Origin of the sequence: Pseudomonas sp. GW531-T4 (assembly GCF_017349615.1) — a bacterium.
In the GTDB taxonomy this organism is placed as follows: domain Bacteria; phylum Pseudomonadota; class Gammaproteobacteria; order Pseudomonadales; family Pseudomonadaceae; genus Aquipseudomonas; species Aquipseudomonas chlororaphis_I.
The window spans coordinates 1-23737 of sequence record NZ_JACMZT010000038.1; the positions used below are offsets into that span (position 1 = coordinate 1).

Annotated in this window: 20 protein-coding genes; 3 read left to right on the forward strand and 17 right to left on the reverse strand. The window is 58.5% G+C overall.

What is annotated here, in order from left to right:
- Positions 1 to 267 precede the first annotated feature (267 nt).
- A complete protein-coding gene (locus J4D28_RS24110) occupies positions 268 to 1290 on the forward strand; it encodes an ABC transporter substrate-binding protein (RefSeq protein WP_103331271.1) in 1023 nt (340 codons plus the stop codon).
- A 99-nt stretch (positions 1291 to 1389) separates the two neighbouring features.
- On the opposite strand, the gene J4D28_RS24115 is transcribed toward J4D28_RS24110, so the two are convergent.
- Positions 1390 to 2310 (reverse strand): LysR family transcriptional regulator, encoded by a 921-nt coding sequence (locus tag J4D28_RS24115; RefSeq protein ID WP_063427753.1) that lies wholly within the window; start codon positions 2308 to 2310, stop codon positions 1390 to 1392.
- A 183-nt stretch (positions 2311 to 2493) separates the two neighbouring features.
- Between J4D28_RS24115 and J4D28_RS24120 the strand changes: the two genes are divergently transcribed.
- Complete coding sequence (locus tag J4D28_RS24120) at positions 2494 to 3399, forward strand: TauD/TfdA family dioxygenase (RefSeq protein WP_028683879.1); 906 nt, start codon at positions 2494 to 2496, stop codon at positions 3397 to 3399.
- A gap of 228 nt (positions 3400 to 3627) precedes the next feature.
- Here J4D28_RS24120 and J4D28_RS24125 read toward each other — a convergent pair whose 3' ends face one another.
- A complete protein-coding gene (locus J4D28_RS24125) occupies positions 3628 to 5244 on the reverse strand; it encodes an alkaline phosphatase family protein (protein ID WP_103331270.1) in 1617 nt (538 codons plus the stop codon).
- A gap of 222 nt (positions 5245 to 5466) precedes the next feature.
- Positions 5467 to 6411, reverse strand: a complete 945-nt coding sequence (locus J4D28_RS24130) for a LysR family transcriptional regulator (RefSeq protein WP_028683877.1) — start codon at positions 6409 to 6411, stop codon at positions 5467 to 5469.
- A gap of 155 nt (positions 6412 to 6566) precedes the next feature.
- Between J4D28_RS24130 and J4D28_RS24135 the strand changes: the two genes are divergently transcribed.
- Entirely contained in the window at positions 6567 to 8936 is a 2370-nt protein-coding gene (locus J4D28_RS24135; protein WP_103331269.1) for a TonB-dependent receptor, read from the forward strand.
- A 90-nt stretch (positions 8937 to 9026) separates the two neighbouring features.
- Here the strand turns inward: J4D28_RS24135 and J4D28_RS24140 are convergent, their stop codons facing one another.
- The 14 genes from J4D28_RS24140 to J4D28_RS24205 all read right to left on the reverse strand — a co-directional run bounded on the left by J4D28_RS24140 (position 9027) and on the right by J4D28_RS24205 (position 23468).
- Complete coding sequence (locus J4D28_RS24140; protein WP_103331268.1) at positions 9027 to 9695, reverse strand: hypothetical protein; 669 nt, start codon at positions 9693 to 9695, stop codon at positions 9027 to 9029.
- Between the two features lie 251 nt (positions 9696 to 9946).
- Entirely contained in the window at positions 9947 to 10309 is a 363-nt protein-coding gene (locus J4D28_RS24145) for a hypothetical protein (protein ID WP_146043831.1), read from the reverse strand.
- A gap of 28 nt (positions 10310 to 10337) precedes the next feature.
- Complete coding sequence (locus J4D28_RS24150) at positions 10338 to 11006, reverse strand: hypothetical protein (RefSeq protein WP_146043830.1); 669 nt, start codon at positions 11004 to 11006, stop codon at positions 10338 to 10340.
- A gap of 35 nt (positions 11007 to 11041) precedes the next feature.
- Complete coding sequence (locus tag J4D28_RS24155; protein ID WP_051423569.1) at positions 11042 to 11467, reverse strand: hypothetical protein; 426 nt, start codon at positions 11465 to 11467, stop codon at positions 11042 to 11044.
- 164 nt (positions 11468 to 11631) lie between these two features.
- Complete coding sequence (locus tag J4D28_RS24160; RefSeq protein WP_081363010.1) at positions 11632 to 11853, reverse strand: hypothetical protein; 222 nt, start codon at positions 11851 to 11853, stop codon at positions 11632 to 11634.
- A 432-nt stretch (positions 11854 to 12285) separates the two neighbouring features.
- Complete coding sequence (locus tag J4D28_RS24165; protein WP_146043829.1) at positions 12286 to 12705, reverse strand: hypothetical protein; 420 nt, start codon at positions 12703 to 12705, stop codon at positions 12286 to 12288.
- A 263-nt stretch (positions 12706 to 12968) separates the two neighbouring features.
- Entirely contained in the window at positions 12969 to 13244 is a 276-nt protein-coding gene (locus tag J4D28_RS24170) for a hypothetical protein (protein ID WP_081363009.1), read from the reverse strand.
- 441 nt (positions 13245 to 13685) lie between these two features.
- Positions 13686 to 14108, reverse strand: coding sequence for an SMI1/KNR4 family protein (locus tag J4D28_RS24175; protein WP_103331266.1), 423 nt, complete (start codon positions 14106 to 14108; stop codon positions 13686 to 13688).
- 243 nt (positions 14109 to 14351) lie between these two features.
- Positions 14352 to 14627, reverse strand: coding sequence for a hypothetical protein (locus tag J4D28_RS24180; protein WP_081363008.1), 276 nt, complete (start codon positions 14625 to 14627; stop codon positions 14352 to 14354).
- Positions 14628 to 15063: 436 nt separating this feature from the next.
- On the reverse strand, positions 15064 to 15375 hold the full coding sequence (locus J4D28_RS24185) for a hypothetical protein (RefSeq protein WP_124344716.1): 312 nt from the start codon (positions 15373 to 15375) through the stop codon (positions 15064 to 15066).
- Between the two features lie 3 nt (positions 15376 to 15378).
- Complete coding sequence (locus tag J4D28_RS24190; protein ID WP_103331265.1) at positions 15379 to 20046, reverse strand: RHS repeat-associated core domain-containing protein; 4668 nt, start codon at positions 20044 to 20046, stop codon at positions 15379 to 15381.
- Positions 20046 to 20783, reverse strand: a complete 738-nt coding sequence (locus J4D28_RS24195) for a DUF4123 domain-containing protein (RefSeq protein WP_103331264.1) — start codon at positions 20781 to 20783, stop codon at positions 20046 to 20048. The genes J4D28_RS24190 and J4D28_RS24195 overlap by 1 nt, the downstream gene beginning before the upstream one ends.
- Complete coding sequence (gene tssI, locus J4D28_RS24200; RefSeq protein WP_103331263.1) at positions 20773 to 22815, reverse strand: type VI secretion system tip protein TssI/VgrG; 2043 nt, start codon at positions 22813 to 22815, stop codon at positions 20773 to 20775. The genes J4D28_RS24195 and tssI overlap by 11 nt, the downstream gene beginning before the upstream one ends.
- Positions 22816 to 22949: 134 nt before the next feature.
- Complete coding sequence (locus J4D28_RS24205; protein WP_007925756.1) at positions 22950 to 23468, reverse strand: Hcp family type VI secretion system effector; 519 nt, start codon at positions 23466 to 23468, stop codon at positions 22950 to 22952.
- Positions 23469 to 23737: the final 269 nt, after the last annotated feature.

Sequence of the window (23737 nt, forward strand, 5' to 3'; positions counted from 1 at the left end):
CCTACAGAATCTTATTTTGGTTATATAAAAAGTTATATCGATGCTATTGGGAGATAAGAGAGGCCATTTAAGGCCTCCAGGCACGCTGCATCCAATGCATTTGGAGAATATTTTCGATGCTGTCCATGCATACGCCGCGCAGAGCCGCGTCCTGGCTGGTTTATTCGAACGGGTTATTAAAATGTGAACTTATAGTATTTAAAGCTTGGACCGCCTTGGGCCTACCTTCTGCTCCTCAATGCCCGTCGTAGCCAGGAGCCACACCTTATGAACCTTCCCTTCAAACGCGTCCTCAGCCTGTTCGCCGCGCCGGCCCTGGCGGGGCTTCTGGGCTGCCTGCCGCTGCTGGCCCAGGCCGATGAACTCAAGCAGATCCGCATCGCCGTGCCGGACCTCAGCGCCGGCACCCAGCACAGCGGCGGCGGGGTGACAGACGTGCTGCGCCAGCAGCAGATCTTCGAAAAGGCCTTCGCCGACCAGGGCATCAGCATCCAGTGGAACTACTTCAAGGGCGCGGGCCCGGTGATCAACGAGGCCTTCGCCAACGGTCAGGTGGACCTGGCTTACCTGGGGGACCTGGCGGCAATCATCGGCAAGTCCAACGGCCTGGACACCCGCCTGCTCAGCGCCACGGCCCGTGGGGTCAAGCAGTACCTGGGAGTGGTGCCGGGATCGGGGATCAAGACCTTGCAGGACCTCAAGGGCAAGCGGGTCGCAGTGTTCCGCGGCACCGCCACGCAGCTGTCGCTGGATGCCGCGCTGGCCAGCCAGGGGCTGAGCGAGAAGGACCTGAAGATCATCAACCTGGATTTCAACGCGGCGGTCGCGGCGCTGGCGGCGAAGCAAATCGATGCTACCTGGGGCGGCTCCAACCTGAATGCCTTGCAGGCCAAGGGCCTGGCCGAGGTGCCGCTGAACACCAAGGACCTGGGCGGCGCGGGTAGCGTGCAGGCGGTGCTGGTGGGCAGCGGCGCGTTCGTCGACGCCCATCCCGAGGTGGTGGAGAAGCTGCTCAAGGCCCAGCAGCAGGCCGTGCAGTGGCTGACCCAGGACAGCAACAAGGACGCCTATATCGAGCTGGTGTCGGGGCTGGCCAGCTACCCGCCGGCGGTGCTGCAGCAGGACCTCAAGGATCAGCGCTTCAGCGAAATCTTCCCCTCGACCCTGGACCCGGTGTTCCTCGGCAAACTGCAGGACGCGGTGGACCTGGCCGCGCAGCAGCGGCTGATCCGCAAGCCGTTCAAGGTCAGCGAATGGGTGCCGCCGCAGTTGGCTGCGGCGGGGCTTTAAGCCTGGGGTGCAGCTGGGATCGTTATCGCGGGCAAGCCTCGCTCCTACAGAAGCTCACGGTCTTCTTCTGTAGGAGCGAGGCTTGCCCGCGATGGCGTCCTAGGACGCAATGCTGACCTGCTGCCGATCCACCGCCACCAGCACTTCGATCATCTTGCGGGCCGCTGGCGACAGGCGGAATCCCGTGCGGCTGACGATGCCGCAGCGGGCGTTCATGCTCTCGATGTTCTGCGGCAGGTTGCGCCAGTGCAGCAGCGCCAGGGAGCCCTGTTCGATGTCCTCGACGAAGGCCTCTTCGGTGCCCACGCCAATCGCGTCGGACTGGCGCACGATCTTCACCAGCGCCGGGAAGTGTTCGGTCTGGATGGTCGGGGAAAAGTCGATGCGCCCGCTGAGATTGGCCAGCAGCTTGCGGATCCCCGGCGGGATCAGGGTGGTGGCCAGCGGGTAGTCGAACATGTCGTTGGTCGACAGGCTTTCCTTGGCCAGCAGCGGGTGCCCCGGGCGGCAGAAAAACACCCCGCGCTTGGGCGTCAGGGGCTGGGTCTGGAAGTTCGGGTCGGCCTCGAAATGTCGGATGTCGGCGATAAAGAATTCGATCTCTTCGCGGCTCAGGCTGCGGCTGAGTTTTTCCCAGTTATCCACCTCCAGGCAGATGCGCACCTTGGGGTGGATGCCAGTGAATTGCGCCACCGCGTCGGGCACCAGTTTCACCGCCGGCGCCGGGCCGCAACCGAAGCGCAGTTCGCCGGCGTCGAGTTTGGTCATCTGCGTCACTTCGCTGCTCAACAAGGCCGCGCCCTGCACCAGGCTCAGGGCGTGCTGCAACACCACCTGGCCTTCCGGCGTGGGGCGCAAATCCTTGTTGCCACGGTCCACCAGCACGCAGCCGAACTCCTGCTCCAGGCCCTGGATGCTGCGGCTGAAGGCCGGCTGGGTGATGCCCATGGCGTCGGCCGCGCGGACAAAACTGCGGTGTTCGTTGAGGGCGATGAAGTAACGCAACTGGCGAAGATCCATATGCTTTCCCGGCATCCGAAAAATAGCCCGAAGGCATTTGCGACGAGTGAGGAATGAGGTTTTAAATGCAAGCTCTTATTCCGTCAACGAAGCATGTGAATATCTATTAGATCTAAAGTGAATATAGATAGAGCGTTGTTTCGCTGCCGCTCAACCGTAAGCAGTCAGACGAGGGTCGACCCGATGAGCAATGCCGCACTAGCCGTTAAACCCGCTGTTCATGCGCTTGAGATCCACCCGGTGGCCGGCCGTATCGGCGCCGAGATCCGTGGCGTGCAACTCTCCGGCGAGCTGGACGCCGCCACGGTCGAGGCCATCCAGCAGGCGCTGGTGGACTACAAGGTGATCTTCTTCCGTGGCCAGACCCACCTCGACGACCAGAGCCAGGAAGCCTTCTCCCACCTGCTCGGCGAGCCGGTGGCGCACCCCACCGTGCCGGTGCGCGACGGCACCCGTTACCTGCTCGAACTGGACGGCGCCGAGGGCCAGCGCGCCAACTCCTGGCACACCGACGTGACGTTCGTCGATGCCTACCCGAAGGCCTCGATCCTGCGTTCGGTGGTGGCGCCGGCCTCCGGGGGCGATACGGTCTGGGCCAACACCGCCACCGCCTACAACGAACTGCCGGCGGAGTTGCGCGAGCTCGCGGACAAGCTCTGGGCAGTGCACAGCAACGAATACGATTACGCCGGGGCCAAGCCGGACGTGTCGGCGGAGAAGCTGGAGCGCTATCGCAAGGTGTTCACCTCCACCGTCTACGAGACCGAGCACCCGCTGGTGCGCGTACACCCGGTGAGCGGCGAGAAGAGCCTGGTGCTCGGGCATTTCGTCAAGCGCATCAAGGGTTATAGCCAGGCCGATTCGGCGCACCTGTTCAACCTGCTGCAAAGCCATGTCACGCGTTTGGAAAACACCGTGCGCTGGCGCTGGACCGCCGGTGACGTGGCGATCTGGGACAACCGTTCGACCCAGCATTACGCGGTCGACGACTACGGCACCCAGGACCGCGTGGTACGCCGCGTGACCCTCAAGGGCGACGTACCGGTGGGTGTGCACGGGCAGCGTAGCCAGACCATCAAGGGGCTGTGACGGAGGTCGTCACGGCTCTGTGTAGCCGCTGCCGCAGGCTGCGATAAGGCCGAAGGCCTTTGGCGATCTTGAGACCGCCGCGCCCCTTCGGGTCGATCGCAGCCTGCGGCAGCGGCTACAGGGTGTGTGGTGAGTTTGAGATTTTTTCGCGAGCAAGCTCGCTCCTACAGGTTGTGTACGGTCCCTGTAGGAGCGAGCTTGCTCGCGATCAGCCGCGCAGCGGCGCTCTCACCACACCCCGATCTGCACCACCTTTTCCGCTTCCGGCTCGCCATACCGAAACCGTTGTCCACGCAGGTCGATTTCTTGGTGGCTGATGGTGGTCCGTCGCTTCAGCCCGCGCAGCCAGTCGAACAGATAGCCCAGATGCTCCTCGCGCACCGCCGCATAGGCCGGGTCGGCGCCGAGATCGTGGAGTTCCTGGGGATCGTTGTACAGGTCGAACAGCTGCGGGCGGAAGCCGTCGTAGGCCAGGTATTTCCAGCGCTCGCTGCGCACCATGGTCATGCGGCAGCGGTCGATGGGCTGGGCCAGGCGCTCGCGGGCCGGGGCCTGGAACGCGTAGTCGTATTCGCTGATGGCGTAGCGGCGCCAGTCGCCCGCCGTACCGTGCAGCAGCGGGATCAGCGAGCGGCCTTCCAGCCGGTGTTCGGCACCGGGCAGCCCCTGGGCGTCGAGGAAGGTCGGCAGGGCGTCGATGGTTTCCACCAGGCGCTCGTCCAGCGTGCCGCGGCTGATATCCGCCGCCGCCCGTGGGTCACGCACGATCAATGGCACACCCACTGCCGGCTCCAACAGGAACTCCTTTTCCCCCAGCCAGTGATCGCCGAGAAAATCGCCGTGGTCGCTGGTGAACACGATCAGGGTGTCGTCCCAGCGCCCGCTGCTTTGCAGGAAATCGAACAGGCGCCCGAGCTGATCGTCCACCTGCTTGATCAGGCCCATGTAGGTCGGCACCACGTTCAGGCGCACCTCATCGCGGGAGAAATTCTGGCTCTCCTGATGCTGGCGAAAGGCGGCGTACACCGGGTGGTCGCTGGCCTTGTCGGCGGCGGCGCGCACCGGGGCGATAACCTGCTCGGCGCTGTACAGCGCGTGGTAGGGCGCCGGCGCGATATAGGGCCAGTGCGGCTTGATATAGGACAGGTGCAGGCACCAGGGCTGCTCGCCCTGCTCCTGGATGAAGTCGAGGGCGCGGTCGGTGGTGTAGACGGTCTCCGAATGCTGCTCGGGGACGCGGGCCGGCAGGTGGGCGTTGCGCATTTTCCAGCCACTGAGGATTTCACCCTGTTCACCTTCGGCGGCGTTGGCCCAGTCGTGCCAGGGATTGCGCCCCTCGTAACCCTGTTCGCGCAGGTAATGGGTGTAGGGCGCCGACTCGCGTTTGTCGTCGAACAGCGGGCTGTCGGGGAAGATCCCGTCGTGGCGCAGGTAGGGTTCGAAACCGACCTCGTTGAGGGCTTCGGCCTGCTGGCTCTCGGGGTCGATCGCCAGGCGCTGCAGGGCATCGAGGTTGGGCGTGGCGTGGGTCTTGCCCACCAGCGCGGTGCGGATGCCGTGGGGGCTCAGGTAGTCGCCGATGGTCAGCTCTTCCAGGGGCAGCGGCACGGCGTTCCACGCCACCTGGTGGCTGCTGACATAACGCCCGGTGTAGGCCGACATCCGCGACGGCCCGCAGATGGTGCCCTGGGTGTAGGCGCGGCTGAAGCGCACGCCGGCGGCGGCCAGGCGGTCGATATTCGGCGTGTGCAGATGGGGGTGGCCGTAGCACGACAGGTAATCGCGACGCAGCTGGTCGCACATGATGTACAGCACGTTGCGCACGGGTTGGACGGGGTTGGACATGGGCTTCACCGATCGAAAGACAGGTGAGGGTTTTCGCTGTCGCGGGGCGTTACGACAAGCGCATTTGGCGCATGGTTTTCATGCACGACCTGCATGGGCGAAGGCGACCCCTGTAGCCGCTGCCGAAGGCTGCGATCGCACCGAAGGGGCGCGGCGATTTCAATATCGCTGAAGGCCTGCGGCCTTATCGCAGCCTGCGGCAGCGGCTACAGGTTTGGTGTTTCAGACTGCGAAGTTTTCCAGGGAACACACATCCTCATCCAGCGCGTCGGTGCGCTTGATCTCCTCGATCATCGCCTCGGCCAGTGGCGACAGCCGGTAGCCGGCGCGGCTGACGATGCCGTAGCGGGTGTACAGCTCCTCCAGGTCGTCGGCCAGGCCTTGGATCTTCAGGCACACCAGCTCGCCCCGGGCGTTGTGCAGGGCATCGCTGTAGGCGCCGATGATGCCGATCGCATCCGAGCGCATCACCACGCCGAGCAGGCTGTAGCTGTTCTCGCATTCCACATTCGGGACGAAATCCGGCCGGCCGCTGAGATCGACCACCACCTTGCGCAGGTTCGGCGGGCGGATGGTCGCGGCCAGCGGGTAACTCATCAGCTCGGCGGCGCTGACGCTTTCCTGCTCGGCCAGCGGGTGCCCGGCGCGGCAGCAGAAATGCCATTTGCGCGGGCGCAGGCGCTGGGTCAGGTAATCCGGGTTGGCTTCGAACTGCCGGGTGTCGGCGACGAAAAATTCGAACTCTTCGCTGAGCAGGCGTTTGCTCAGGGTTTGCCAGTCATCCACCTGGAATTGCACCCGCGCCTTGGGGTAACGCCCGATAAAACTGCCGATGGCCCGCGGAATCAAGCCCGCCGCCGGCGCCGGCCCGCAACCGAAGCGCAGCTCGCCGGCCTCCAGGCCGTTGAACTGGCTGATCTCGTTGGCCAGTTGCTGCGCGCCGCTGACCAGCCGCCGCGCATGTTCGAGCAGCACCAGCCCCTGTTTGGTCGGTGCCAGGTCCTTGCGTCCGCGATCCACCAGCTGGCAGCCGACGCTGTGCTCCAGGGCCTGGATGCTGCGGCTGAAGGCCGATTGCGACAGGTTCACCGCCAAGGCGGCCGCGACAAAGCTGCGCTGTTCGGCGAGGGCGATGAAGTGACGAAGCTGGCGCAGATCGATATGCATTTTTCACATTGAAAATATCGGGGAAATGCATTGGCTATGCATTAGGTCGACTCTTTATAAAGGCAATCTCTTATTCCGTAAATCTTATTAAAAACATAAATAAATAACTTAAAAGAATATACGGATCAGTCTGTTTTTTTGCCCAGGAGCCGCCCATGAGCCCGTTGAACCTTGTCTCCCCCCCTTCGCCCCGACGGCTCAAGCGCCTGCCGCTGGCCCTGCTGCTGGCCGGTAGCGCCGGCTGGTCCCACGGCTATGCCGCCGACGCCGAAACGCCCGCCGAGGCCCCGGCCAAGACCGATGCCGCCCGGCCCGCCGCCAGCGGCCAGCTGGAAACCGTGACCGTGACCGCGCGGCGTCGCGAGGAGAGCGCCCAGGACGTACCGACGCCGATGAGCGTGATCGGTGGCCAGGCCCTGGAGAGCCAGCGGGTCTATCGCATCCAGGATCTGCAGCAGCTGGTGCCGAGCGTCAACGTCGCCTACATGCACGCGCGCCAGTCCAGCGTGTCGATCCGCGGCCTGGGCAACAACCCGGCCAGCGACGGCCTGGAAGGCAGCGTCGGGCTGTATATCGACAACGTCTACCTGGGACGGCCGGGCATGGCGGTGTTCGACCTGATGGACATCGAGCAGCTGGAAGTGCTGCGCGGTCCCCAGGGCACGCTGTTCGGCAAGAACACCACCGCCGGGGTGATCAACATCAGCACCCGCGCACCGAGCTTCACCCCCGAGCGCAGCATCGAGACCTCGGTGGGCGAGGACGGCTACTTCCAGACCAAGGGCACCATTTCCGGGCCGCTGAACGACGAGCTGGCCGGGCGTTTTTCGGCCTATCGCACCCGCAGCGACGGCGATATCAAGAACGAACACGACGGCCATGACCTCAACGGCGGCTCGCGCCAGGGTTTCCGTGGGCAGCTGCTGTTCAAGCCCAACGAGAACTTCAACCTGCGCTGGATCGGCGACTACAACGAAGAAGACTCCAGCGCCGGCACCCGGGTGCTGTACAGCACCGGGCCGACCATCAATGGCGTCAACCAGTACCAGTCGCGGGCCACCGCGGCCGGCGCCACCCTGGTCGACGGCACACACCGCAAGGTCAACCTGGACAACGACCAGCACGTCACGGTGTTCCAGGGCGGCACCTCGCTGGAGGCCAACTGGACCCTGCCCAGCGACTTCACCCTGACCTCGGTCAGCTCCTACCGCTGGTGGGATTTCACCCCGCGCAACGACGACGGCCTCAATGTGCCGGCCAGCTACAACGCCGGGGTCTCGGTGGAAGATAAGCAGTGGTCCCAGGAATTCCGTCTGGCGTCACCGACCGGCGGTTTCTTCGACTATGTGCTCGGTGCCTATTACTTCGGCTCCGACCTGGATAACAAATCCTTCGTCTATTACGGACCCAAGGCTGACATCTGGAACGGCACGCCCACCGGCGCCCTGAACAACGTCACCAGCATCGGCAACGGGCATATCCGCACCGACAGCTTCGCGCTGTTCGCCCAGGGCACCTGGCACCTCACCGAACGCCTGGACCTCACCGCCGGCCTGCGCGGCACCTATGAAGAAAAAAGCGCCTGGGTGACCCGAAACGCGCCAGTGGGTGGCGCCGCGGTGACCGGTGCCGCGGCCACCGCGCGGCGCGGGCGAGCCGGGGCCTACGACTCCGGCGACCTCAACCAGTACAGCACCAGCCCCTCGGGCCTGCTCAACCTCAGCTACCGCTTCACCGACGATTTGCTGGGCTACGCGACCCTGTCCCACGGCGAGAAATCCGGCGGGGTCAACCTCGCGGTTGGCTCGGCGCCCACCGCGGGCGCCGACTCGCTGCTGATCGGCACCGAGCGCGCCAACAACGCCGAGCTGGGCTTCAAGAGCACCCTGTGGGACAAGCGCCTGCAACTCAACGCCAACCTGTTCTGGACCCAGGTCAACGGCTACCAGACCAACGCCTACGACGCCAACAACCGCGTGCAGTACCTGACCAACGCCGGCTCGGTGCGCTCACGGGGCGTGGAATTCGAAAGCACGCTGGTCCCCATCCGTGGCCTGACCCTCAACCTCAACGGCTCCTACAACGACGTGCGTTACCTGTCCTACAAGGACGCGCCATGCCCTCCCGAAGTCAGCCTGCGCCCGGGCGCCCCGGCCTCCTGCGACCTCAGCGGCCACCAGGTGGTCGGCGCCTCGAAATGGATCGGCAACGCCAACGGCGAATACAAATGGAACCTGGACAACGGCCTCGAACCCTACGTCACCGGCAGCTACGCCTTCCGCTCCAAAGCCGTCGGCACCGTCGAGGATTCCGACTACGGCCAGATCCCCAGCTACGCGGTGGTCAACCTCTCCACCGGCCTGCGTGGCAACTATGAACAGGGACAGTGGGACGTGTCGCTGTGGCTGAAAAACGCCTTCGACAAGACCTACTACACCACGCTGTGGTCGGGCGGGAATGGCGGCTATGAAGGTCTGCTCGGCACGCCACGAACCCTTGGCGTGACCGGCCGCTACGACTTCTAACCGGATAACCTGTGCTTCCGTAGGAGCGAGGCTTGCCCGCGATAGCGTCCGCCCTGACCCACCACGGCGTCCGCATCGCGAGCAGACGGCTTATTTGCAGCTGTAACCATCCGGCATGGTCACCGTGTAATTGCGCTGCACACGGTCGCGGAAATCCAGGTTCTGCAAACCCTGTTCAACGACAAAGGCCTCGACCTTGGCGTCCTGGCAATCGTCGTTCTGCGACGACACCCGCAGCAGATAGACCGCACGCCTGCTGGCTTCGTCCCTGGCCGTCACGGTAAAGGTGGTCCGCCTGGCGTAACCGGTCCGCTCCGAAGTGCCCACCGGGCCATAACTGGTGTTGGGCGTACTGGTGCAGACCAGCTTGTCCTTTTTCTTACCATCCTTGCACACCGTGGAGGTGCTGGTCGGGACCTGCCCATACTCAGTGGCGGTATAGCGATAAGTCACCCGCTTGCTCTCGATATCCAGCGTCACCGTCATCTTGATCGGCGCATGCTTCTTCGGCAGCGTCGCCTCGGTGAACACCTCCCGGAACCCTTGGTCCTTCATGGCATTGACCATGTCGCGCAGGTAATACCGGGCATTCAGCGAACTCTCATCATTCCCCGTCGTAACCGTCACCAACACCGGCGCCTGCCGATCAAATGGATAGTCCGGATCCGGCGTGCCATTGAGCGCCACGTCGAGCTTGGTGGCGCAGCCAGTCAACAGAATGGAAAGCAGGAACAGCGGGTAAAGCATGTATCGAGTCATGGGATCTTCGTTGTGCAGCGGTGGATGGGATAGGGATTAGACGGATGAGGGCTGGGATAAACAAATGCGGGGCGGGGAGAGCAGTAGGTTCGACAGTTTTTTCGTAGTGAAAGACGGCTGACTTGTGAGCGGGATTCCCGTCGAGCATGGGCAGCGGGTGAAGCATGAGCAGTGTGCAGAGGCAGCTAGGGTAGTGTTCCCGTCAGTCTCAGCATCCCTGTCATCGCCGCGAGTTTGATGTTGGCTACTGATTAATCTTCCGTTGAAAATTTTGCTTTCAATATTTCGCATTTTAGCAAAATGCTTTCACGGTCTGACATGGCGTTATTGTCGCACCAGTTGCTGATGGCGGAGACTCCGTCAGAAAATGAAAGCACTACATGCTCGCCCATGAACTCGAATGCTATTCCTTCTTTCAGGTATTCGGGGATGTTTTCAAGGTCTTCATCAGCGCTGATAAAGACTCCAGACATTTCTATACCGAAACCTTCTGAGGCTATGAGTTTGTCCAAGGCTATCGGTAGAAAGCTTGAATTGTTCAGGGAGGAAGAGTCTTTAAGGTCGAGCAAACAGTTGTGGATAATGCTTCTTTGACTGAGCGTCAGTGTATTCATTGGCCTGTACTACTGGTTGAGTTTTATATCAGTCGCATTGAGTGATGATGTAGACTCGATCATCAACATCTTCTGTTCTACTTCCAAAGAAATAAATTTCGTTCTGGTTGAATAACGTATAGTTTCTTTTTATTCGGGGCTTGCTTTTGCCAAAGATATCCATCTCTTGCTGTGCAGGGGCGGTGTCAATAATCGGAAATGACTGTTCTCCGTGTACTTGAAATAAAAAGTCCAAGGCCATTCCCTTGTACTGGGCTGGTGTCTCATCACCCATGAGCCACTTGGGCTTATCACCAGCCCAACCGAACACATCACTGCCTTTACTATGGCTAAACGCTAAAGGAGTCATTGCGATCCGTATCGGGTAGTCACTTGCATAGGTCTTTTCTTCATTCCTGAAAAGAAGGGCTGCAAAATATTTTTGGTAGTCCCTTAAGAAGCTGTCAGGAATTGTTGCCCCGAATAGTGGGGGCTTGAGCATTTCAGGAATCGTATGGTCTTCGTTGAAGTCGTCAGTCGCGGCAAAAATACTTAGTGTGTGGCCATGTAGTGAGTGAGCCTCTGGAAATTGCAGAGTGAAGTAAAAGCTCATCAAGCTGCCGTTTGGGCTCTTGGGGATGCTCACTCCGTGGGGAAGGGCTGGTTTTCCTCCGATGTATGAAGCGGATTCGGTTTCGGTAACTTTGTTTAGGTACATGGTTTTTAGTTAAGGTTTGTCTTTGGAAGTGGGTGTTATTGATTTTTAACTGTGTTGATGCTCTTTTTGTATGATTGAGATAAGTGCACGCAGTCGTGGTCGTCTACGTATATTAGGAAATTAAGTGTTGCATCGGTTATCCAAAAAGGGAAGCCGGTGGTCTCGGAAAATAGAGTTTTTAAGTCCTTTGAAGTCTTCAGTTCCCATGCATGAGTTTGGTTGTCACGAACTATTAGTACTGGGGTCTCTAAGTATTTCAGTTGGTCAACTTTTTTCCAGAAGTCAGGGTCGTGCTCTTTTTGAGGGGTTATCATGTTTGCCGGATCAAGCTCTTTTGCTTGAATGAAAAAGGTTGTTTTTATGTCTGAGATTAGTTTTGTTAAGTTTTCTGAGGATAATTTCTCATAGGCGATTTCTTGTTCTTTGAGTACTGCATCGATTTCATTGGCTAAGTAGTTCATTGGGAAGCTCCAATTCTTGCACGTGAGATAGGCTTGGAACATCGGTTCTGTTGAATTCTTCGTCCAACCCTTTATGCATCTGTTGATAGGAGGTCCCCGGAGCATTCCGGGGAGGCTGGCACCAAATAGACTAGCGCGGCGTTAGGCATTAGCGTGGAGGCTACTTATCCATACATATATAAAAGTTCATCGATCAGTTCCAGTTCTTGTTGCGTGAACTGCACGTTATTGAACCGTCGAATGTCTTCCAACACTCCTCTGATGGGTACTTGCCGCGACGGATCCTCAACGATTTCGATCAGACGTTCATAATCGAGGTCTCTTCCCTTGAGGTATTTTTCGCTCAGTTCTTTGAGAGATAAGCGGGCCTGTTGGTCGGTAAGCACTTTTATTTCTCCGGTAAATTAGTGACTTCACCCACTTTAATGACAGTGGGATTACCCGGTTTCAGGATGAGTTGTTGCGAGCCACCCGTTCCGTATTTTGGCAGAAGTCGATGCGTTCTGTAGGAACGTCTATGAAAAATCGCGGCGTTTTATCTGGTATACGCTTGATCTTGATTTTGGATATAAGTTCTTGAAAATGAAAAGATCAAGAAGCACTTCATGTAATGTGCTAACCGGGCAGGTACGTTTGGGGGAGATCGATAACTATAGTCCCAGCTCGCATACATCGTTGTCGAAGGTAAGGTTTTTATGTATAGCGTCAGTTATTGGGATGTGTATAACTTGAACTCTTCAGCCGGTTCTGTTTGATTTTGAGGAATAGCAATTTCAATTGCTGTATTTTGAATGCTAGATTCCTCCGTGAGACGTAGATTATTTGTTTTCTGTATTGTGTTTTTTTAACATTTCCTCAGATCCATCCCAGTTTGGGGGAGTTGCCCAGTTTGTATTTTTCTTTTTGCCTAATATCAGGCCGACTAGCTTTTCTTCATTAGAGAAAATTCTCCCGGCCCAATTATTGCTGTCAATAAATCGCATGGAAATAATTGTGCTAGGCGATATTTTTCTTAATTCGTTTATAAGGTCTTTGACGCCTGGGATTTGCATGTTTGAATTGTTGGCTATATTTTTTTGTATGCATATTTCGTCGCTATAAGCCTTGCTTGTTTTCTTTATTATGTAATCGTTCTTGTAAGAGAAGTCTTCGTTGATCTCGTTGCTGATGCTTTCGGCGGAGCTGTTTAGAGTTTCTGATAAGCTAAAGCTATTTTTTAATAATTCTAGTAGTTTCATGGTTTAAATACCTCAATATCGTTCTGGCGAAGATTTTTCAGAAGAACTTCTTGTTCGCCCCAGCGATCATCAGAGTACTGCCACCCGGCAGGCTGACGCCGATCAGGCGATGTCGGTGACCAGCCTCTGGACCACGCCGCGGTGTTCGCGGCTGAGGTTACCGAAGGCGTCGTAGCGGTATTTGCATTGGTTACCGTTGAAAGATCAGCGCAGTTCGTCTCACGCTGCGCTGACAGGTCATTGCTGGTTTTTAAAGAACGGGTTTAAGCGCTCAGAACCTGATCTTGCAACCTACGGCCGATGACATCCATCAGGTCGCAACCATCGCGGAGTGGGATGACGATCACTCGCGACAAATCTTGTAGCAGTAGCGGGTCGCTGTTGAAGTTTTCAGTTAGAGAGATCGTTTCAAGTAGCTGGGTTACGTATCGGATGCGGTATGCGGCGGTGTCATGCAGCACATCGATGGGGGCTTGCGTGTCTATTAGCAGCGAAGGGAAGTTGTTGTCGATTCCTGTGATGGGCATGTAGCGAGACATAGATGATCTTCTTGGGTCAGTTTCAGAAACTGCCTGCATCACTTCCACATGAGGGTGGCAGTCGTACGCGGGTGTGGAAGACCGAGGATCCAGGAGCCCGGCGCACTCGAAAGTGCCCCGCGTACAACCGCCATAATTTAACAGCATGTAAAACATGCTTAATGGAGGTTCTTTTGCTTGGATCTCAAAGGGCTTCCACACCCTTGTCGCTGATTTTGCAGTGACTTGAAGATCCTATCTATTTAGATTAGGTCTATACAAGCTGGAAAAGTCGATTTTATCTGCAGGAAAAAACCAGTCCGATAACACTATATGGTTCAGGGGAGGACTTGGAGAATTTGTTAATGTAAAAAAGCTGTGGGTTCTTGTGCCTACGTTGTTGCGTAAGTTTGCGAAGCAACGTAGGCACGAGGTCTTTATGCTCTCATTTCTATGTAGTCTTTAAAAAAACTCATAGAAATTTTCAGATAGAACCTTTTCAATTTTTTTGCTGAAAATGTTATAGCTGACAATTTTTCCTTTGCCTTGCAGAGAACAGTCAATTGCCCAGCAAATTTCATCATCTTTTAGGAAGATGACGGCTAGTTCCATAGGTAGGTCATAGTCAGTCCTACAGTAGTTGGTGCTGTAATTGACGGTGCCCCCTCTAGCTAGGGTTGCATCGTTTTTCTCAATTCCACATATTTCTGATTCGACTACGCCACCGCCGCCAAAAACTTCTAGGAATGCAGAAAAATCATCGGGGAAGTTAAGCTGTAACAGGGCTTCCAGCTTTTTTATTTGGTCTTTGCTTGCTGCGCCAAACCAGAATATTTCTTCGTCCGAAGAGTCTATTTTGTGTATCAGTGACTGATAGTCGTACATAAAATACCTCATTCAAAATCTTTGGCCCTTTCTTTCCAGTAAGCCTTTCTAAAGCACTTGTACTGCAACTCCAATTTTCGTTTGTCGTCGGCCAGGGGAGGCAGTAGGCGGCATCGCGCTGATATTCGGTAACCAGTTCGCTACCCTCGCCGCCGGTTTCTTGCTGGGTTAGGCCGTTGGAGGGTCAGCGCAGGTCGTCACGCTGCGCTGACAGGATATTGCTGATTTTTTAAAGAACGGGGTTTAAGCGTTCAGAACCTGATCCTGCAATCTACGGCCGATGACATCCATCAGGTCGCAGCCGTCGCGGAGCGGGATGACGAGCACTCGCGATAAGTCTTGTAGCAGTAGCTGATCGCTGCTGAAGCTTTCGGCAAGAGAAATTGTTTCAAGTAGTTGGGTTACGCATCGGATGCGGTATGCGGCGGTGTCATGGAGCACGTCCACAGGTGCCTGAGTATCAATCAGTAGCGAGGGAAAATTGTTGTCGATGCCGGTGATGGGCATGTATCGGTTCATGATGAAGCTCCTTGATCAAATGAAGCTGCCACTGCTCGCTGTCAAACAAGTTGGGTGGCAGCTGTACGCGGGTTGACAGACCGAGGATCAAGGAGCCCGGCGCACACAAAGGTGCCCCACGCACAGCCGCCATATAAGAAACGGCAGGCACAAAAAATGCCAGATGTTCACATAGCGGCATTTGCATGCCTCGATCATATTCGGTCTGTCAAAACCGGTCACTGTTTTTGCAGCAACAATCAAAGGCTATCTCGCGACCATAGCAAAAACAAGCTGGCAGTATTCGACTCAGCTTGTAAGAAAAATCGCCCATAGAATATTTTTAGTCACTTGAATTTGTTTGCTCTAGTGATTCGGTTTTTATTAGTCTCGACAGTATCACGAGTGATAATTTAGGGGGTATGGTTATGGGTAGGAAACTTTCATGAGGCTCTGGTTATGTTTTTTTTGCTTCATAGCCTTTGGCAACTATTATTAATGCTGGGGTTGAGCTCCATGCCGAAATGAAGCTGTAGCTTTTTATGGTGTCGTCAATGTCTTCGATGTTGATGTTTTCAATGAGTATTTTTTCACTTTCTATTATTTCTGATATTTCCTCTCCCTCAGCTCCTAGACTTTGGAAGGCTATCAGGTTTTCAAATGTAATAGTCCAGTTTTGCTCTTTCCAGTCAGTAAAGTTAACTACTAGTATCCCTGGGGTACTTGTTATTTTCTTGACGGTTCCATCTGCTACAGAAAAAGAGTTCATCTTCTATGTTCCTGGATGCTTTTCTCCCGGTAGGAAACCTGTTCCATGCCCGGGTTGATAGTTATCTGGCTTCGCCTTTGAGATTAATCCCTGTCTTTTGGCTTGACCCCAGCTTAAGCCGGACGGCTTAAGCTCAATATGGTAATGCTCTCCATGGTGTCTAGCATTAAAGGGGCCTGGGTCTCCAGGATGACTTTCGTATCTGATTCGTGTGTCAGCATTCGGCTCCCATACCATCCTCTGAGTCCCGTGCTGTGTTTGGGATACTTTTGGTTGTACTCCAAGGGCCTTAGTTAGTTCGTTGGGGTCATCTGGAAAATGAGTAAAAGGACTCGGCGGTTTTGGCGCCCCCTCATTTGTGGATGAATCCTTTGTGGCCGCGGGTGATTGCCCCGGTTGAGATCCTGTGGCTCCAGGGCAGTTATTCAACCCCAACGGGTCCACCCACCCCGTAGGGTTAGGCACGTACTGGTAGTTATTCAGCCCCCCCGCTAGCTTGATCGGATCCGGGGTCAAAAACCGTCCAGAACTCGGATTGTAGTAGCGATGGCGGTTGTAGTGCAGCCCGGTTTCCGCATCGAAGTACTGGCCCTGGAAACGCAGCGGGTTGTCGATTTCGGAAACGTCCAGCGCGGCCAGATTGCCATACGCCCGGTATTTGGCCGACCACATGATTTCGCCGCTATACGCGGTCAGTTCTTGCGGCGTGCCGAGGTGGTCGAGTTGGTAGTAGAACGGTGTGGCCTGGGCCGGGCCTTCGCCATCGAGCATAGCCAGCGGGCGGAAGGTGCCGGGTTCGTAGATGTAAGTGCGATAGCGATTTTCAGCGCTCTCGGCGATCAGCCGTTCGCCTTGCCAGAGGAACTCGGTGGTGCGGCCATCGACGGTTTTGGCGATGCGTCGGCCAAAGGCGTCGTATTTGTAGGTGACGGTGCTGCCACCGGGCAGGCTGACGCCGATCAGCCGATGTTGGCAGTCGTACTGGTATTCGGTGACCAGTTTCTGGCCCGCGCCGCGGCGTTCGCGGCTGAGGTTGCCGAAGGCGTCGTAGTCGTAATGACGGTCGCCTTGCATCAGCAGGCGGTTGCCTTTGACGTTGGCCAGGTTGGCTGCTGGCTGGTCGCCCTGGCCGAGCAGGTTACCGGCCGGGTCGTGGGCGAAGCTTTCCGGGGTGGCGCCACGTACGTTGATCAGCCGATCCAGCGGGTCGTAGTGATAACGCAGGTTGCCCTTGCGGCTGTCGTCGATGCCAGCGAGGTTGCCGTTGGCGTCGTAGGCATAGGCGCGGCGATAGAGGTTGCGGTGCTGGCCGTGCTGTTGCTGGCTGACACTATGGGCTTGCAGGCGGCCTTGTTCGTCGTATTGGTACTGACTGAGCAGCAGGCCCTGTTGGCGCTGCTGTTCGCGGCCGGCGCTGAACTGGTGGCTGGTCAGGCGCGAGCCGTTGAGGTCGATGCTGCTGAGTTGGCCGCCAGGGGCATGGCGGTAGTCGAGCTTGCTGCCGTCGGGCAGGCGGCAGTGGCTGAGTTGGCCGAGCTTGTCGTACTCGTAACGCAGGGTGCCCCAGCCCTGGTGTTCGGTAATCAGGCGGTCTTGCAGGTCGTATTCGTAGGCCAGCGGCCAGTGGCCGTCGTCGACGTTGACCAGGCGCCCAAGGGCATCGTAGCTGTAGTGAATCTCTTCGCCATCGGCCAGGGTTTTCACCAGCAGGCGGCCAGCGGCATCGCGCTGGTATTCGGTGACCAGCTCGCTGCCATCGTCACCGAACTCGGTTTTCTTCAGCAGGTTGCCGTTGAGGTCGTAGGCATAGGCGGTGCTGCGCCCGTCAAAGCCGGTTTCTTGTTGGATCAGGCCGTTGGGGTAGTAGTCCAGGTGGTACTGCTCACCGCGCTCGTTTTCGATATCGGTGAGCAGCAGGCGCGCGTTGTCGTAGCGGTAACGCAACTGGCTGCCGTCGGGATTGATGCGGCGGCTGACCAGGTGCAGGTTGTCGGCGTATTCGTAGCGGGTGATGCGGCCCAGCTCGTCGCGCTCGGCGGTGACTTTGCCGTAGGCGTTGTAGCTGAAGGCGCGGGTCGCGCCGCCGGGCAGGGTGATTTGCGCCAGGCGGTTGGCGGCGTCCCACTGGTACTGGGTGATGGCGCCGCTTTCGTCCTGGCGGGTGATTTGCCGGCCCAGGGCGTCGTAGCGGTATTTGCGCTGGCCGCCGTCAGGCAGGCGCTCTTCCAGCAGTTGGCCGAGGCCGTTCCAGCCCAGTTGATGGCGGCTACCGTCGGGGTGGGTGATTTCCAGCAGGCGACCCTGGCGGTCGTAGCGGTAGTGGGTTTCGTTGCCGTGAGGGTCGGTTTGGCGGGTAATGTCGCCCTGGTCGTTGCGCTGGTATTTCCAGGAGGCCTTGCCCCGGTGAACGTCGCTGACGAAGCCGCGAAAATACTCATAGGACGTGGGTTCGTCTTCGGGCGGAATCACCGCGGCCAGCGATCCGGCTTCGTTGTAGCGGTACTCGGTGACTGCGCCGAGCGGGTCTTTCTCCGCAATCAGGCGGCCTTTTTCGTCGTAGGCTTTCTGGGTCTCGGCACCGTCAGGATCGGTCTGGCTGACCAGTCGCGCATTTTCGTCATGCACATAGAGTTCTTCACTGCCATCGGCGTTGATGACCGTGACTTTGCCGGCGTCATCCCACACATAACGCGCATCCATCTGCGAGAAATTCGCCCAGTGATGGATGCAGCGGGATGATTTACCCCTGTTCTCCCACTCCCAGAAAAAGCTCGCGCCGCCGGCCAGCTGGCGCTCCATGATCACGTGTTGTTCGTTGTAGCGATAGCGCTCGCTTTCGCCTGCGGCATTGGTGGCGCTGGTGAGCTGGCCTTGCCGGTTGTACTGGTAGGTCACCAGGGTCTGTACGGTGACCCACGGCTCTTGACGCTCACCGCGTTCGTCGTATTCGGCGCGACGTTGCTGATAGTCCACAGCGACGATCAGGCTGTCTTCATAGCGCAGGAACAAGGAGCGCCCGGCGCCGTTGTCGATGCGTTGGACGCGGTCGACCAGGTCGTAGCTGATATGCAGCTGGTTGTCGTAGGCATCGCTGATGGTGGTCAAGCGGCCGCCGCGGAAGTGGAAGAAACGCGTCTGTGCGCCGGCCTGGGTCAGGATCAGCTCACCCGGCGCATCGCCCAGATAGATGGCGGCCTTGGCCAGGCTGTTGGTAATGGCCGGACGTTGTTCGGTCGGCATCGGGAAGCGGGTCTGGCGGTTTTCACTGTCGGTCCACAGCACCCCTTCATCGTCCAATTGCAAACGATGGGAGAGTGCATGACTCCAGCCATACCCCAGGCGACTGTCGATCTCCACTGCGCTGGTGCGGTACAGGCGTGTCCATTCAAAGGGCAGCAGGCCATCGAGTTGGCCATCGGTCAGGGTCAGCAGTTCTTCACCCGTCACCATAGAGACGGGGCAGTTATTGGTGCAGGTTTCAGCCGCACTGTTGGCGCTTTTATTGTCGGGGGTTCTGGACTGATGCGAAGCATCGTCGGCATGCCCGGAGTGCCCGACCGTGCTGTTCTTCTTGCCATCGAAACGCAGCTGCGCCACGCCTTTTTCCACCCGGGAGGCTACGCCGCGAGCGGCTACTGCGACGTACTTGCCCACATAGCCCATGAAGCTCTTGATGATGTTGAACACGGCCTTCACGAAACCGGTGACCGCCTTGACGATGATCTGGCCGTATTTGGCCAGGCGCGCGGCAAGATAAAACAGTCCTGCGCCCTCGGCGGCCACGGTCAATACGATCGCAATAACGATATCGATCAGGATCCCGACAATAGCCGCCGAGGTCATTTTCGCCGCTTGGCCCGCGGCCTGGGTGGGCGGCAACCCCGCGACCCAGATGGACGCACAGCGCACCATCAGATAAAGCGCCGCTTCGTCGCTGGCGAGCAACATGGCCTTTTTCATCACGTCTGGCGCTTCCTTGGCCAGCTTGATCAGCTCTTCGGCACCGGCTCCCAGGTCCGCTGCGAACTTCTTGGGGTTTTGCAGGATATCCAGCGCTTTGGTAATGCCGTCCCAGACACCTTTGATGGCTTCCCAGCCGCCCTCCAGAATACCGCTGCCGATCGCCATGGCATGGGCCGCAGCGCTCTGATTCGACCATTGAGGCTTGAAGCCCGCCCATTCCTTGCGCAGGAAGCCTTCAAGGTTGGCGCTCAGGCCGTCGTAGGACTTGAACAGGGCATCGATTTGATCTTTGGTTACCTGGTCATGCACATGGATTTTGTAGAGCTTGCCCTCTTTTCCCTTAAAGCTGCCTTTACCTTTTGCATCCAGGGTTATCGTGGACTTGGTACCGTCCTCGACAGCAATGAAGTCGACCTTGATATCGCCGATGGGAATGTCATACACCGACTCGAATTTGCTCTCGATCAGCAGCGGACCACCAGCCGGGCAACGGGCGACGAATGAGAAATCATCGTCGTTTATGCTGACCGCTTTGCTGGAGTTACCCGCCTTGATAATCCGCTCCATGCCCAGCAAGGAGGGCATATCAGCTGCTCTGCTAGCCACATCGAGGGGGGCCAGGTACCACTCTCCGATCTGCTTGCGGTACAGCGTCAGGCTGTTCTTGAACAAGTCCAGTTCTTTCTCGATATCGGCAACGCGACCCATCATCCTTGCTCCAGAGTCAGGTGGTTAAGCAGTGCTTCGTTAAGGGCTTTCGGGGCATTCGGGCGGCGCACGAAGTGGGCGACCTTGTGGCGCAGCACGGCCTCCGGGAAAGCGTCGTACAGGTCTGGGCGTGCCTCGCTCAGCCATTGCATCAGGTTGTCGATCAGGGTGGTCGGGTCTTTCTTGACCAACTGATCGAGCAGGGGCTGCGGTACTTCCCACCACGGCCATTGCTTGACCTTCGGCACCGGGCGTATGCCGGTTTCCAGGGTTTGGCCGTTGATCCAGTAACGGTTGAAGACCGGTAGCACTTCCCCGGCGGCGGCACCGAGCCCTTCCAAAATCGGATAAATATGCCGCCCATCCCAAAACCGGAAAAACACCTCGGCACCGTCCGGCATTTTCACTTGGGTCAGACTGCGCAGGTGTTCGAATACCACCGTCGGTTCGCAGCTGGAGACGGCGAGCCAGCCCCAGTCGTCGGCGTCGGTGGTGGCGATCCAGTCGAGGAAGGGGGAGGTCGGTTTGAGTTCGGTGAGGTAGGGCATTACCGGCTGCCAGTCGGCGTAGGGCGTGCCGCTCCAGATCGGGGTCAGGCCGCTGGCGCCCTGGGTCTGGTAGAAGTCCTTGAGCGGGTCGGCGTCGCTGGCGTTGCTGATCACCAGGTACAGGTGTTCGTCGGCTTGCAGCGGCTGCTGGGCGAGCCAGGCTTGGGGTGTCAGGCGATCAGATGGCACAGGCACCGTCCTTGCACTTTTCGCACTCTTCGCAGAAAGGCGCGTTGCGTTTGAGGGTGTTGATTTGCGCCGGGGTCAACAGGGCGCCGGCCTGGTCGGCGTCGGCCTGCTTCAGCACGCCGGGCATCAGTGGCGCGGCGCCGGAGCCGCTGCCCGGGGCGCCGCCGGAGTTGACCTTGACCTGCGGGCCGTTGATGGTCACGCCGCCGGCGTCGAGCTTGATAAAGCTGCCGCCACCCTTGAGGGTCAGCTCGCTGCCGGCTTCCATCACGACCTTCACCCCGGCATTGAGGTGGATTTCCTGGCCGGCTTCGATGAACTGCCCGGTGCCGATCTTGATGTGCTGGTTGGCGCCGACGGTGAGGTGGTCGCTGGCGCGGGCTTCGACCTTGCGGTCGGCGTGGACGGTGTGGTGTTCCTCGGCCTTGAATTCGCTGTAGCTGTTGGCCTCGACCGTGTCGTGGCGTTCGTTGCCGACGCGGATCTTCTGGTCGTGTTCGACGTTCTCGTCCCAGTCGCGCTGGGCGTGCAGGAAGATCTGTTCCTGGCCCTTCTTGTCCTCGATGCGCAGCTCGTTGTAGCCGCCACCACCCGGGGAACTGAGGGTCTTGAAGGTGCTGCGGGTCTTGTTCGCCGGCAGCTCGTAGGGGACGACGTTTTCCTTGTGGTACAGGCAGCCGCTGATCAAGGGTTGGTCGGGGTCGCCCTCGAGGAAGGTCACCAGCACTTCCATGCCGATCCGCGGGATGGCGATGCCGCCGTACTGGGCGCCGGCCCAGGCCGAGGACACGCGCAGCCAGCAACTGGTCTTGTCGTCCGACTGGCCTTCGCGGTCCCAGTGGAACTGCACCTTGACCCGGCCGTACTGGTCGCAGTGGATCTCTTCGCCCTTGGGCCCGGTGACCACCGCGCTCTGGCTGCCGAGGATGCGCGGCTTGGGATGCAGCAGCGGCGGCCGGTTGGGCACGTCCCAGGGCGTGGCCTGGAAGCGGTTGCGGTAGCCCTGGTGGAAGTCGTCCTTCAGGGCTGTGGTGTCGCTGGTCACCGACTCTTCCAGCACCTGCGGCTGCTTGCCTTCGTGGACGATCTCGGTGAGCAGCCAGAGGTCGTTCCATTGCGCTTTCGGGTGTTCGCTCAGGGCCAGGAAATGCCCGCTGACCAGCAACGGCTGATCGCTTTTGCCCTCGGCCAGCCGGTAGTCGCTGCGGTGGCGTTCCAGGGCGCGCTTGGCCAGGTGCTTGCCGCGTTCGCGGTCGACAAAGCGGCCGGGGTAGTCGTAGTCCTCGAGGTCCGGCTTGAACTCGCTCTTGGCGTCGCTCTCCAGGGTCAGGCGCGGTTTCTCGAAGTCGTAGTCGCGGCGGGTGGTGCGGCTGGTGCGGGCTTCCAGTCGCAGGTCGAAACGCTTGATCACCGGGTTGTTGGCGACCATGCCGGAGTCTTGCTGATAGGCCACTGGCGCCAGTTTCGGGAACACCGTCTGGTCATCGCCGAAGACGATCTTGTGGCTGTCGGCGCTGTGCTGGAAGTGGTAGTGGATACCTTCTTCCTCGCACAGGCGCTGGATGAAATGCAGGTCCGATTCGTCGTACTGCACGCAGTAGTTGCGCTCGGGATAGATCGAACCCAGCTGGAACTGGTAGGCATTGCTTTGGATGCCGTGTTCTTCGAGGACCTGGCCGATGATTTTCGGCACCGTGAGGTTCTGGAAGATGCGTTGGTTGATGCGGTGCGCGAGGTAGGCCAGGTGCGGGCGCACGGTCACCGAATAGCGGGTCAGGCGCTTGCCGGAATCGCCCTGGGCGACGCGGTAGATCTGCCCGTGGATGCCGGTGCCATTCTGCGCCAATTGCAGGAAGGCCGGTTTGTGCAGCAGGCTTTCCAGGTCCAGGGTGGCCTGGGCGCTGACCAGCTCGACCTCGAAGGCAAAGGGCTGGCTGATGGCTTCCCGTCCGGTGAAGGACAGGACCTGGAGGTCGTTCGAAAGCCCCTCGATGGTCAGGCTGAAGTGAGTCTGATTGGCCGGCGCGAACATCCCTTGTTCCTCGTGCAGTACTGCCGCGTGGGTCGAGCCCGGGGCCGGGCGCCGACGAACGCAAGAAATCCCTTATGGCGTAAACAACATCGACCAGCAGAGCTGGCCGATGTGGGTGTAACGGTCGGCCGGACTTAGCCCGCGACCGGGGAACGCCAGTCGTCGGAACCGGAAGTACCGGAGACTTCGTGGGTCCAGGTGATTTTGCGGTAGGTGAAGTGCACGTCTTCCAGGTGGGTGAAGTGCGAGTTCGATGGGTCCTGGCAGTTGTGCATGTAGTCTTTGATGTCGACGATGATCGCGTCTTCCAGGGTGGTGGTGTAGTAGTGCTCCTGGGTGCCGGCAGCGGAGGTGCGGTACCACTGGATTTCGATCTTGGTCAGGCGCTCACCGGAGGTCAGGGCAGCCAGCAGCAGTGGCGAAGCCTTGTCGAATACCTTGGTGATGACCACAGGTTTGTGAACGCGCTGGCCGGTTGGCTGGCCGGACTGCGGGTCACGCGGGATGATCACTTCGTGCTGGAAGCCCTGAACCATGACCTGGTCTTCGTGGCCTTCCTGGTAGGTGTTGCCAACGGAGTCAGCGGTGAAGGCACCGGCGGTGATCAGGCCTTGTTTGGTGCCGGTGATGGACATATACGCTGGTGTAGCCATGGATGCTCTCCTTGCTAAAAAATAAAGGTGCCCGGTGGGACGAATCGCCCGGTTGGGTGCCGAGGTAGATATCAAGGAGCGTGCCAGGAGCGGGAAGTGCCTTATGGATCAAGGGCTTCAGGTGATTTTTGAGATCGGTGAAAGTATTTCCCGGGCGAAAGCCGCTGAAAGTGCGCAACTTCTTGCGCAGTGCTGTGCAAGAAGTTGCGCACTCGGCTATGAGCCACGTTCTATCAGACCTTTGAGTATCTACTCACAGAGTTATCCAC